General features: G+C 69.4%; 11 protein-coding genes and 1 pseudogene. 2 read left to right on the top strand and 10 right to left on the bottom strand.

Annotated elements, in window-relative coordinates:
• A pseudogene (locus ACYVKZ_RS09295) lies at positions 1–155 on the bottom strand (methylmalonate-semialdehyde dehydrogenase (CoA acylating)); the annotation flags it as partial.
• A 42-nt stretch (positions 156–197) separates the two neighbouring features.
• Positions 198–1,358 (bottom strand): iron-containing alcohol dehydrogenase, encoded by a 1,161-nt coding sequence (locus ACYVKZ_RS09290; RefSeq protein WP_460991861.1) that lies wholly within the window; start codon positions 1,356–1,358, stop codon positions 198–200.
• A gap of 155 nt (positions 1,359–1,513) precedes the next feature.
• Between ACYVKZ_RS09290 and ACYVKZ_RS09285 the strand changes: the two genes are divergently transcribed.
• Complete coding sequence (locus ACYVKZ_RS09285) at positions 1,514–2,401, top strand: LysR family transcriptional regulator (protein WP_460991860.1); 888 nt, start codon at positions 1,514–1,516, stop codon at positions 2,399–2,401.
• Here ACYVKZ_RS09285 and ACYVKZ_RS09280 read toward each other — a convergent pair.
• From ACYVKZ_RS09280 to ACYVKZ_RS09245, 8 genes are all read right to left on the bottom strand, one after another.
• Positions 2,351–4,906, bottom strand: coding sequence for a glycoside hydrolase family 2 protein (locus tag ACYVKZ_RS09280; RefSeq protein WP_460991859.1), 2,556 nt, complete (start codon positions 4,904–4,906; stop codon positions 2,351–2,353). The genes ACYVKZ_RS09285 and ACYVKZ_RS09280 overlap by 51 nt on opposite strands.
• 97 nt (positions 4,907–5,003) lie before the next feature.
• Complete coding sequence (locus ACYVKZ_RS09275; RefSeq protein ID WP_460991858.1) at positions 5,004–6,077, bottom strand: glycoside hydrolase family 130 protein; 1,074 nt, start codon at positions 6,075–6,077, stop codon at positions 5,004–5,006.
• Between the two features lie 51 nt (positions 6,078–6,128).
• Positions 6,129–7,175 carry a glycoside hydrolase family 130 protein gene (locus ACYVKZ_RS09270; protein ID WP_460991857.1) on the bottom strand — a complete coding sequence of 349 codons (1,047 nt, stop codon included), beginning with the start codon at positions 7,173–7,175 and terminating at the stop codon, positions 6,129–6,131.
• A 13-nt stretch (positions 7,176–7,188) separates the two neighbouring features.
• A complete protein-coding gene (locus ACYVKZ_RS09265; protein ID WP_460991856.1) occupies positions 7,189–8,070 on the bottom strand; it encodes a carbohydrate ABC transporter permease in 882 nt (293 codons plus the stop codon).
• Positions 8,067–9,038 carry a carbohydrate ABC transporter permease gene (locus ACYVKZ_RS09260; RefSeq protein ID WP_460991855.1) on the bottom strand — a complete coding sequence of 324 codons (972 nt, stop codon included), beginning with the start codon at positions 9,036–9,038 and terminating at the stop codon, positions 8,067–8,069. Before ACYVKZ_RS09260 ends, ACYVKZ_RS09265 begins: the two co-directional genes overlap by 4 nt.
• A gap of 1 nt (position 9,039) precedes the next feature.
• Positions 9,040–10,338, bottom strand: a complete 1,299-nt coding sequence (locus ACYVKZ_RS09255) for an extracellular solute-binding protein (protein ID WP_460991854.1) — start codon at positions 10,336–10,338, stop codon at positions 9,040–9,042.
• A gap of 39 nt (positions 10,339–10,377) precedes the next feature.
• Entirely contained in the window at positions 10,378–11,400 is a 1,023-nt protein-coding gene (locus tag ACYVKZ_RS09250; RefSeq protein WP_460991853.1) for a LacI family DNA-binding transcriptional regulator, read from the bottom strand.
• A 55-nt stretch (positions 11,401–11,455) separates the two neighbouring features.
• On the bottom strand, positions 11,456–11,674 hold the full coding sequence (locus ACYVKZ_RS09245) for a hypothetical protein (RefSeq protein ID WP_460991852.1): 219 nt from the start codon (positions 11,672–11,674) through the stop codon (positions 11,456–11,458).
• Positions 11,675–11,826: 152 nt separating this feature from the next.
• On the opposite strand from ACYVKZ_RS09245, the gene ACYVKZ_RS09240 reads away from it, so the two are divergent.
• Positions 11,827–12,249 carry a ChaB family protein gene (locus tag ACYVKZ_RS09240; RefSeq protein WP_460991851.1) on the top strand — a complete coding sequence of 141 codons (423 nt, stop codon included), beginning with the start codon at positions 11,827–11,829 and terminating at the stop codon, positions 12,247–12,249.
• Positions 12,250–12,283: the final 34 nt, after the last annotated feature.

Raw genomic sequence — 12,283 nt, 5'->3', positions numbered from 1 at the left:
GCGTACGCCACCGCGGCCTCCAGGTCCGCCCGGTCGGCCAGGCGCAGCTCACCCGTCTGCTCCCCGGTCGCCGGATTGAACACCGGCTGCGTCCGCTCGCCGACGCCCTCGGACTCCTCACCATTGAGGAAATGCGGAATGGTCCTGACAGTCATGATTCTGTGCTCCTGGGGTGGGTGGAAGGGGACTGGGGGGATTCAGCCGTAGATAGCCGCGTAGAGCTGCTCGATCTCCTCGGCGGTGGGGACCACCGGGTTGTTCCCGGGCGAGCCGGAGGCGAGGGCCTGCTCGGCCATCACCGGGACGGCGCGGTCCCAGTCCTCCCGGCTGATGCCGCGGGAGGCGGGGGTGGGCACGGCGAGGTCGCGGGCGAGGGCCTTGAGCTCGTCGACGAGGGCCTGGGCCGCGGTGGCGTCGTCGTCCTCCTCTCCCGCGACGGCGAGGGCCCGCGCGCAGTCGGCGTAGCGGGACTCGGCCCCGGAGACCGAGAACTCGGTCACGGCCGGGAAGAGCATCGCGTTGGCGAGGCCGTGGGCGATGTGGAAGTGCGCGCCGATGGGCCGGCTCATGCCGTGCACGAGGGCCACGCTCGAGTTGGAGAAGGCGATGCCCGCCTGCGTGGCGGCGAGCATCATGGCCTCGCGGGCCGCCTGGTTCGAGCCGTCCTTGTAGACCTCGCGGAGGTTCGCGCCGATCGCGGCCATGGCGGCCAGGGCGAAGCCGTCGGAGAAGGGGTTCGCACGGCGGCTCACGTAGGCCTCGATCGCGTGGGTGAGGGCGTCCACGCCGGTGTCCGCGCTGAGCCGGGCCGGCATGGACAGGGTCAGCTCGTAGTCGACCACCGCTGCGACCGGCAGGAACGAGGGGCCCGTGCAGAGCATCTTCTCGTCGGTCTCGGAGTCGCTGATGATCGTGAACTGGGTGGCCTCGGAGCCGGTGCCGGCCGTGGTCGGGACGGCGACGACGGGCAGGGCCGGCCCGGTGTTGATCCGGGGCGCCTTGTAGTCCCGCATCGGGCCGGGGTTCCGGGAGAGGAAGCCGAGGGCCTTGGCCGTGTCGATGGAGCTGCCGCCGCCGAATCCGACGAGGAGGTCAGCGCCGTGCTGCTGAACGGCAGCGAGGCCGGCCTGGAGGGAGTCCGTGGTGGGGTCGGGGACACACTCGGCGTACAGGCCGGTCGCCAGTCCGGCATCGCGGAGGGAGGCCAGGGCGGCGTCGACCGTTCCGGAATCCTTCATGAACGGGTCCGTCACCAGCAGCGGCCGCGTTGCCCCGAGGTCCCTCACGGTGGTTCCCAGCTCGCGGACGGCACCGGCGCCCACGATCATGAGTCGTGGCAGGGAAATCTGAAAGGTCATCGCGGCGCCTCCCGGCAGTAGTGGGCTGGACCTCCCGGCGGGCCGGTCCGCGGCACCGGGGAACGCCTCCAGTCTCTGTGCAGCGGACGCCGACGGCAAGGGTGATTTCGGCCCAGCGGTGTGCACGGACGCACATCCGGCCATAGGGTGGCTGCGTGATCCAAGCAGACGATCTCCGCTTCTTCCTGGAAGTGGCCCGCACCGGGAGGCTCGTCGCTGCCGCGAGAGCGCTGGGGGTCGAGCACACCACCGTGGGCAGGAGGGTGAGCCAGCTCGAGAGGGCTGCCGGCACCCGCCTGTTCGACCGCACCCCGGGCGGGTGGGAACTCACCGAGGCGGGGCAGGGTCTCCTCGTCCACGCCGAGGCCATCGAGTCGTCCCTCCTTGCGGCGGCCGAGGAACTCGGTTCGGCCCGCGGCCGGCTCTCGGGCACGCTCCGCATCGCCGCCCCGGACGGCTTCGGCGCGTTCGTGCTTTCGCCCGGCCTCGGCCCTCTCCGGGCCGACTACCCCGACCTGACGGTCGAGGTCGTCACCGAGACGCGCCTGAGCCTGCTCGCCACGCGCGAGTTCGACATCGGCATCGCTCTGGAGGAGCCGACGACCAGAGGGGTCCGGTCGAGGCCCCTGGCGGCGTACGGGCTCAGCTTCTACGCGAGCCCGGACTACCTCGACCGCCGGGGGTGGCCCGCCGACCTCGCCGACTTGGCCAGCCATCCGATGATCGGATACGTCGATGCCCTGCTCGACATCCCGGCCCTGCGGTTCCTCGACGAGACGCTCCCGGGAGTACGGCCGGCCGTGCAGACCAACAACGTCACCGGCCAGTGGATGGCCGCCGTTGCCGGTCTCGGTGTCGCCGTCCTGCCCGACTTCGTGGTGGCGGGGGACCCGCGGCTGGTGCGCATCCTCGAGGACATCACCATCCAGCGCACCTACTGGATCGCGGTGCCCTCGGAGCACCAGCGGCTCGCCCGGACCAGGGCCGCCGAGTCAGCCCTGGTCGAGCTCGTCCGCGGGCACAGCTACCTTCGCGCCGTGTGAGCTGCTGCGGCTCCCGGCTTTGCCGGCTGGGACGAGCTGGTTGGCGCTTCGGAGGACGCGGCGGTCGGTCAGCTCGGAGACGGTGAGGGGCTGCGTGGTCCTGATCCGGAATTCGGCGGATTCCCCGGGCAGCAGCGTCACGAGTGCCCGGTCGACGGTGGCGGCCGGGTCGAGCTTGTCGGCGAGGACCGTGACATCGCGCAGCAGGGTGCGGGCGGTGATCCGGAGCAGGGTGCCGTCCTCGCACGGTTCGGCCTCCGCCAGGAAGTCGGCCGCCTCGAGGTCCTGGTCGCGGTATTCGGCGAAGTGCCAGAGTGCCCGGGCCGCTCCCAGGACGGCGACCAGCATCTCCGATGCCGGGTCCTCCGGGAGGCTGAGGTGCTGTGCGAGCGGGGTTCTGGCGACCGACCTGGGGGCCACCTCCACACGCACCCGGGTTTGGCTGAGGACCGGGCCCGCAAGGGTGCGGCGCTCGATGCGGAGCTCGCCCTCCCAGGCATGGTCGGTGTCGTTGACGGCGTCCACCTCGAGCGGGGATCGGGCCGATCCGGGATCCGTCGGCTGGATCGTCAGGAGCCTGTCCGCATTCGCCGCCCGGAGGGCGGCGTAGAGCGGCTTCTCGCGGCCGTCGCCGTCGATGGCGGCCCACGAGACGACCGGCCAGCAGTCGTTCAGCTGCCAGACGATTGATCCGGTGCAGTGTGGGGCGAGGGAGCGGAACCACTCGACGCCCGTCGTGACGGCGTTGGCCTGGTTGAGCTGCATGGCCCAGTGCCAGTCGTGCATCTCGTCGGGAAGCGGCAGGTGTCCCACGAGCCCACGGGTGAGCTTGGTGTTCCCGTCGGCGGCCTTCTGGTGCGAGATCATCCCCGGTGACTCGGGCGTGAGCGGATCGTCGCTGAGCGCACGGGTGAGCGTGGACCAGGCGGGCGGCCCCTGCCAGCCGAATTCCGCGGCGAAGCGCGGCCGGTAGTCGCGGTAGTGGAGGTAGTCCTTCTCGTTCCAGAGGTCCCAGAGGTGCATGGTGCCCCTCGACGGATCATTGGGGTCCGTCTGGGGGTCGAAGCCGGAGGGTGCGGGGGTGAAGGGCGAGCCCGGGGTGTAGGCGACGTGCGGGGCCAGCTCGGCCGCGATGCCGGGCAGGACGGTGCAGTAGTAGTCCCTGCCCCAGGAGCGGCCATCGAGGAGGGTCTGCCAGTCCCAGTCCGTGTAGCCCCAGAGGTTCTCGTTGTTGCCGTTGAGGACGACCAGCGAGGGGTGCGCCGCGAGCCGGGCGACCGCCTCGCGCGCCTCCGCCTCGATCTCCGAGCGGAGGGGCTCCTCCTCGGAGTAGGCGGCGCAGGCGAGGAGGAAGTCCTGCCACGTGAGGATCCCGCGCTCGTCGCACAGGGAGTAGAAGTCCTCGGACTCGTAGATTCCTCCGCCCCAAACACGCAGCAGGTTCAGGCCGGCCGCGGCGGCCTGGCCGATGCGGCCCGCATAGCGGGCCCGATCCACGCGGTGGGGGAAGGCATCGTCGGGAATCCAGTTGGCGCCCTTGACGAACACCGGCCGACCGTTCACCTCGAGGCCGAAGCCGGTGCCCGCTCTGTCCTGGGCCATGGCCAGCGTCACGGTGCGGAAGCCGATGGCCTGGCTCCAGGTATCCAACGCCTCCGCGGTGTGGCCGTCTGCGGGACTGAGCCCGACGTCGAGCCGGTAGAGCGGCTGCCCACCGTAGCCCCGGGGCCACCACAGGTCCACGGACGGGAGCCGGAGCGTGAGGACGGCCGAGGACAAGCCGGGGGAGATGACGGCCGTGGCCCTGGCACCGCCGACCGTCGCCGTGGCCACGAGGGGCTGGTGCCCGGCGGCCCGGGCGACCTCGACGTGGACTTCCACCACGCCGTCGGGCCCGTCCACGGTGGCGACCGGGCGCACCGAGGCGAGGCGCGCCGTCGACCACTGCTCCAGGTGCACAGGCTTCCAGATCCCTGCCGTGGCGGTGTCGATGCCCCAGTCCCAGCCGAAGCTGCACGCCATCTTCCGCAGCGCGTTGTACGGGTGGTGGTTGGCGTGGGGCCGGGAGCCGAGCTCGAGGGAGCGCCGGTCTGCCTCCCTGATGGCGGAGGAGAACTCGACCGCGAGATGGTTGGTGCCGGGCACGAGGTGCGCCGTGGCATCGACCCTGTGGGTGCGATGCATGTTCTCCGCCTGGAGGACGGGGTGTCCGTTGAGGTCGACGGCGGCCACGGTGTCCAGGCCCTCGAAGACGAGCTCGCTCCGCTCGTCCCCGGGTTGCCACTCGAACGACGTGGTGTAGCGCCAGTCGGACCGGGCTATCCAGGCCTGCAGGGCTTCGTTGCCGTCGAGGTAGGGGTCCTCGATGACTCCGGCTGCCTGGAGGTCGGTGTGCACGGTGCCCGGGACGGTGGCGGGGATGTCTCGGAGGCTGCCCACGGACGAGGGCCGCGGACCCGCGGTGTGGGAGAGGGCCCAGTCGCGGGAGAGGGCGGTGCGTTTCATGGGAGGCTCCGAGGTCGGCCGGGCGGTCCCGGGCAGGGCATGGAGGGGTCGGACCGGCCCGAGGGGGGTACGGGCCGGTCCGACGTCTTGGGGGGGGTCAGCGTTGGGAGACGCTGCGGTCAAGGCGGGCCACGCCGATCTTGGAGTCGGCCATGCCGTAGAAGACGAACAGGGTGCCGTCCACCTCTTCGATCGCGGTGGGGAAGACGACGTTGGGCACGATCCCGTCGCGTTCGTCGTCGGTGTCGGCGGAGAGCAGCGGAGCTTCCGTGCGGGCCGTGACGCGCCACGGCTGCTCGGAGTCGAGGATCATGGCGCCGGCAGCGTAGTTGACGTTCTTCTGCTGGGCGACGCCGGGGACGAGCTCGCCGACGACGCCGTGGTGGAGCAGCAGCCAGCCCTCCTCGACTCGGATGGGGGCGGGGCCGCTTCCGATCTTGGTCTGCTCGAACGGCGCCTCGGGCGAGGCGACGACCCGGTGGCCGCGCCAGCGTGCCAGTGCCCTGATGTCCTCCTGGACCTCGTCGACGGGGATGAAGCTGATCCAGATGCTCGGCCGCTCGTCCGGCAGGCCCGCCGGTGGCATGGCGACCTCGCCCGGACGGACGTCCTGCAGGTCCCACGAGGGGCGGTGCAGGACGGCGAAGCTGGGCACCCCGTCCGGGTCGCGCACGACCTCGGGGAAGAAGACGGCGTCCTTGTTCGGGTACAGGCCCAGATCGACGTCGAGGCCGTCGTCGTACTCGAACGAGACGGGGCCGAGCCGCCGCCAGGACCTCTCATCAGGGGAGACGGCGAGGGCCGTGCGGGGGCCGAGGGGCCCGTACGCGACGTAGGTCATCACGTTCAGTCCGAGCTCCGGGATGAACGTGACGCGCGGGTCCTCGACGCCAGCATTCTGCGCCCCATGCTCCCAGGAACGGTCTGGGGCAAGGACAACGCCCTCGCGCGCCACGTCCACGGGCACGCCGTCGGCGACCTTGATCTCGGCCAGGCCGATGCGGGACACATTCCCTGCGGCCACCAGACGCGGCAGCAGGTACAGGGTGCCGTCCGCGCCCCGGACGGTGGCCGGGTTGAGCACGCCCTCGGCCTCGAGCTCGTTGTCGGGCTCGGGGGACATGATGACGCCCGCGCGGGTGAGGGCATAGGGGAACTGGGTGGTGGTCATGGTGTGGTGCTCCAGGAGTCTCGGTACGGAGGCGGTCGGGAAGAAGCGGGGTCAGTTCTCTGAGCGGTAGACGTACAGCTCCCGCTGACCGCCGGGGGCGTCCCATCCTTGGGCGAAGGTCCACCGGCCGCCGTAGCGGATCAGGCCGCCCCAGGCGAGGGAGCCTCCGCGGTGGAGGGCGATCTGGGTGAAGGGCTCCTCGAGCGAGTAGAGCGCCTGGGCTGCCGCGAACTGGCCGTCGTGGTCGCCGTAGAAGAAGTCCAGGACGAGCTTCCCGTCTGCGGCCACTGCGCAGGCGACCTCGTGGAGGGACCCGAGGGTGGAGACGTCCAGATAGGGCTGCTCGGCGAAGGTCCAGTGCTCCATGTCCTTCGACCGGCCGACGACGGCCCTGCCGTCGCACCCTTCCGAGAGGAACATCAGGTACTCGCCACCGATCTTCACCGCTTCGCCGGTGCCATCGGTCGGGATCACGGCGCCCTTCGCCCAGAGGTGGGAGACCTCGTGCGGAACAATCCGTCCGCGCTTCTCCCAGTGCACCAGGTCGTCGGAGACCGCGAGGTTGATGTCGCAGCCCACCTCTCCGAGGGGCCACCCGGGGGAGGGGTACGCCTCGGCTTCGCTGGTCCCAGCCAGCGGCCAGATCCCGTTGTAGAAGAGGTAGTAGCGCCCGTCGGCCGAGTAGACCTTGGGGTCCTCCACGCCGAGCAGCTCATTGTCCAGCGTGGGGAAGATGACCGGGTTCTCCCCGTCGGCCCATCCGGCGCGCGGGGTGTAGACGGCGGTGCCGATGCGGCTCTCGAGGCTCTCCTTCCGCGGCGAGGCGCGGTAGAAGAGGTGGAGCACGCCGTCATGCTCGATCAGGCTCGGGTTGAAGATCGAGGCGCTCGTCCAGCCGATCCCGGTCGGGTCCGGCCATTGGCCTTCGGGCCTGAAAGTGAGGTCCTCGTCCTTCGCGAAGGGCCCGATCGCCCAGTCCGGACGGTCGTCCCAGCCGGCGGAGAACTGGTCGGTGGAGAGCGCATCGGTGGACGCGTTGGTGTGGCTCAGGGCGCGGGCCAGGCCGTCTCGGAGCGCTGCCGTAGTGAGGGGATGCATGGGTCCTTCCGGGTCAGCCCTTGATGCTGGAGCCGAGGTCGGTGGCGGTGAACTGCTTCTGGAACACGATGAACAGCGCCACGGCGGGCAGGGCGAGCACGCAGGCACCCGCCAGGATCGCGCCGAAGGGGTTTGATGTGGACGAAGCGACGGTGGAGATGTAGTTGGCCAGGGACACCGCGAGCGGCTGCATCGAGGCGTCCTTGGTCACGAGGAACGGCCAGAGGAACTCGTTCCAGGGGCCGATGAACGTCAGGAGGACGGCTGTGACCAGCGCGGGACGGACCAGCGGCAGTGCGATCCTGAAGAGGATGCCCAGCTCGCCGGCGCCATCGATCCGGGCGGCCTCGAACAGGGACGCCGGGACCTGGAGGAAGTACTGGCGGAAGACGAACACGGCCGTCGAGTTGATCGCGAAGGGCAGGATCATCCCGAGGTAGCTGTCACCGAGGCCGTAGTCGCGCACGATCATGATGTACAGGGGAATGAGCAGGAGCTGGAACGGGATCATCTGCACCAGGAGCATGAGGGCGAAGACGAACCCGCGTCCCCGGAACCGCATCTGCGCCATCGCGTACCCGGCGAGGATGCCGAAGACCACCGTGCACAGGATGACCCCGCCCGTGAAGATCCCCGAGTTCACGAGGGCCCGGAGCAGGCTGATCGAGTCGTTGATGTTGGCGTAGTTCTGCACCGTCAGGTTCCCCGGATGGGGGAAGGCCCCGGCGACGCTCGTGTCCGGGCTCGACTGCAGCGACCCGACCACCATGTAGTAGAACGGGAAGAGGAACGCCAGGGCCCCGAGGGAGAGCAGGACGACGCTCCCGGCGCCGAGGGGACGGCGCGTGCGGCGGCGGGGTGCCGCGTGCGTGCTTCTGGTGGTGCTCATGGTCATTCTTCCTTCCCCCCGACGAGCCTCTTCTGGATGAGCGTGACCACGAGGATCCCGGCCACCAGCACCACGCCGAGGGCGGCGGCGACGTCCGGGTTCCCCTGCAGGATCCCCTTCTGGTACATCAGGAACACCGGCGAGGAGGAGGCCCCGTCCGGGCCGCCGCCCGCGGTAAGGAGGTACGGCTCGGTGAAAAGGTTCGCTCCGGTGATGGTGGCGAGGATGACGACGAGTACGCTGGCGGAGCGGACGCCCGGAACGGTGACGTTCCAGAACTGGACCCACCTGCTCCCGCCGTCCACAGCGGCCGATTCGTAGAGCTCGTTCGGGATGTTCTGCAGAGCGGCCAGGTAGAGCAGGATGAAGAACCCCAGCTGCTTCCAGGTGACGAAGAGTGCCACCGTGGGCATGGAGAGCCACGAGTTGACCAGCCAGGATGGCTCGGGCGCGAGCGGACCCAGCACCGAATTCACCAGGCCGTGCTGCTGGAACAGGAACAGCCACACGCCGACGACGGCGACGCTGGCGGTCACGTACGGGACGTAGTAGCAGACCCTGAAGAAGGTGCGCAGCCATTGCACTCGGTTCAGGGCTGTCGCGAGGACGAGGGAGAGCCCGACCGTCAGCGGGACGTTGATCACCAGGAACACCAGGATGTTCAGGAACGACTGCTGGACAGCAGGGTCCGAGAGCACGCTGACGTAGTTGTCCAGTCCCACGAACGGCCGGTCCACGTCCACACCCGGAGCGGTGAAGTAGTACTGGTGCACCGAGATGTAGACCGCGAACCCGAACGGGACCGCGAGCACACCCATCACATACACGACGTATGGGAGGGCGAAGACGATTCCGAGTGGATGCCGGCCGAGCAGCCTGCCACGGGGGCGTCGGCCCCCGTGCCGGGCGGTGGAGGCAGTCTTCGCCTCCGCGGCCGCCGGCACGGGGGACGTCGTCTGAGGGTGGGTCATCATGCTACTTCTGCGACACGAGCTGGTTGATCTTGTCCGAGGCGCCCTTGAACGCGTCGTCGATGCTCTGATTGCCGAAGATCACGGCCTTCGACCAGGCATCGCGGAACGTCTGCCACACCTGGACGGAGTTGGAGACGTTGGGGACCTCGACGGTGCGGGAGGCCTGGTCTGCGAACTGGCTGTAGGACGGGTTCTTCGCGAAGTAGTCCGCATAGGCCGTGGTGAGCCCTTGGCGCATCGGCATCTGGCCGGTCTCCTGGAGGAGCTTGCCGTCCTCGTCCTTGCTGGTCGCGAACTTGAGGACCTCCCACGCCGTGCCCCTGTTCTTGCAGGCGGAGTACATGGCAACGTTCTTCGCGTCCGAGAAGGTCGAGACCTTGTCCTGCTGCTCGGGAGCGGGGATCGGCACGGCGCCCCAGTTGACCTTGCCCTTGTAGGCGTCGATCGCCCACGGGCCGGCCAGGGCCATCGCGGACTTCCCCTCCCCGAAGGAATCGCCCTGGTAGGTCTCCTTCGATGCCAGGTTCTCCTTGTAGAGGGTCTGGAACAGGTTCGCGACCTGCTTGCCCTGATCGTCGTCGAAGGTCGCCTTGCCGTCCTTGACCAGCTGGCTGCCGCCGGTGGCCGCGGCGTAGAACGGGTAGAAGTCGAACCAGGACTGGTAGAAGTCGCTCGCGGGAGACGGCCAGACAGCGGTCTTGACGGCCCCGGACTTCACCAGCGCACGGGCCGTGTCCAGGAACTGCTGCTGGGTGGCCAGCTGCGGGTGCTCGGGGTCCAGGCCCGCCTTCTTGAACAGGTCCTTGTTGTAGAACAGCACCACCGGGTTCGACTTCCACGGCAGCTGGTAGAACTTGCCGTCGGAAGACTTGTACTGGTCAGCCAGCGCCCCGGTGCGGTCCTTGATGTACTGCGCGGCGTCGGGGAAGGAGTCGAGCGGGACGAGTCCGCCCTGCTTCTGGAACTGCGGGACCGCTGCGGGCGAGGTGTTGAACACCAGGCACGGCGCGCTCCCGGCGGAGATCGCCGCCCCGATGACCTCCTCCGAGCTCTTGCCTGCGGGGATCTCCTGCCCCTCGACCTGCTGGTCGGGGTGCGCCGCGTTCCAGGCGGAGACCATCTCCTTGCCCCACTTCACTTCGGCGGCGTTGTTCGAGTACCAGACTTTGATGGGACCCTTGGCCGTGGCCGCCGACTGGGCCGACGAGGCGCCGCCGCCGCCGCAGGCTGCGAGGCTGGCTCCGAGCACCGCGACAGCGGCAGCGGACAGAATTCGGGCAGGCGTGATCGCACGCACCATTGCGTCTCCTTGTGGTGGGATGGAGTTCTTGGAAGGGGTTCAGGCGTCAGCGGTGACCGGGGCCGGTCCTGTCGACGCCCGCACGATGAGGCGAGGCGGGGGCATCATGATGTCCTCGCCGGTACTGGTGTGGTGGATGAGCGAGAGGAGCGCGGTCGCGGCCTCGTGTCCCCACGGGATGGGATCGGCGGCGATCGTGGTCAGAGGGGGATTGAGGTACTGTGCGAACTCTGCATTGTCGTAGCCCACGATCGACAGCTGGTCGGGAATCGAGAAGCCGAGGGTCTGGGCCTTCGATTGGCCCGCGGTCGCCATGAGGTCATTGGCGTAGACGATCGCGGTCGGCGGCTCCGCGAGGGCCAGGAGCTGCGCCGTGGCCTCCACGCCCGCCTCGGCGGTGAAGTCGGCTTCGAGGAACAGCGCGGGCTCCAGTCCCGCCTCCGCCATTGCGTCAGCCCAGGCCAGCCTGCGCCCGTGCCCGTGCACGAACCCCTGCGGTCCGCCGACGTGGGCGATGCGCCGGTGGCCGAGGCTGACCAGATGGCGCACGGCCTCCTTGACGCTCTCGCTTCCGTCCATGCAGACCGCCGGGAACGGCGAATCGATGACCGGCCGATTGAGGGTCACGGCGGGAAGCCCGAAGCCCTTGAGGAGTTCCACGCGCGGATCGTCCGTGCGCAGGTCCGTCAGGATGAAGCCGTCCACCCGTCCCGCCGCGAGCTTGCGGTAGCCCGCCTCGGCAGCCTCCCCGTGGGCCACGGCCAGGACCAGGGTGTACTCATGGGCTGCGAGCACCGTCTCGATGCCGGCGATGAAGCCGGCGAAGAACGGGTCGGTTCCGAGCAGCCGCGGGTCGCGCTCGAGGATCAGCCCGATGGCGAAGGACCGCGACGAGGCCAGTCCCTTTGCCCTCAGGCTCGGTGTCCACCCGAGCCCCCGCGCGACGGCGAGGATCCGGTTCCGGGTCTCCTCTCCGACGCCCTTCTGCCCGTTCAGGGCCAAGGACACGGCGCCCTTGCTGACGCCGGCAGCAGCCGCCACATCGCTGATCGTTACGGCCACTGTGCTTCCCTCCCTCCTGTGACTGCTGCCACAAAACCGGTTTAGTGCGTCCAAACTAAACCGGTTCAGCGGTGACGTCAACCCCTGAGGGCGACGCGGAGGACGAGGAGCTGTCGATCCGCCAGTCCACTTCCTTGTTGAGGTCGAACCAGGCGAAGCCCATGATGCTGGGGTTCGCGGAGAAGTACTGGATGAGTGCCCGGTACCGCGCGGCCTTGTCGCCGCCCTGCTCGGCCGATGCCGTCTCGGCGATCAGCGCCTGCCTGGACAGCACCTTTCTGTCGCTGACCTGCGCGAATCCTCGGGGAGCGGACGACGGCGGGCGGTCACCCGCCGTCGTCCGCGGACCTCTGCCGGTCTGACCCGTCCCGGGGCGGGTAAAGGGCAGGCACAGCAACGCTCCCGGATCGGCCCAAGGAGGACACGATGCCCAAGACGGACAAGAGCGGGAAGGCGAGGAAGGGCGAGCTCCCCTCGACCCTCCAGCGCTCCGGCGCCAAGGCCCAGCAGACCTTCGCCAAGGCGCACGACTCGGCCGAGGAGACCTACCACGATGAGGAGAGGGCCCACCGCGTCGGCTACTCGGCCCTGAAGCACACGCACGAGAAGGTCGGCGACCACTGGGAGCCCAAGGAGCAGAACGGCCCGTCCGACGACCAGGCCGCCGGGGGCCGGTCGACGCGGCGCGAGACCCACGGCGGCGTCGACGCCAACGCCTCCAAGCAGCACCTCTACGATCTGGCCAAGAAGCTCGACGTCCCGGGCCGCTCGAGCATGACCAAGGACCAGCTGGTCGAGGCGCTGGAGAAGGCGAACGCCAGGAAGACGGCGCAGAGCCGCAAGAAGTAGGGCTGCTGGCTCTCCTCCGGTTGGACAGCGGTTC

Source organism: Sinomonas soli (assembly GCF_054782415.1).
The sequence above is the reverse complement of the archived record's forward strand: the minus strand, read 5'-3'. Positions and strand labels throughout refer to the sequence as shown.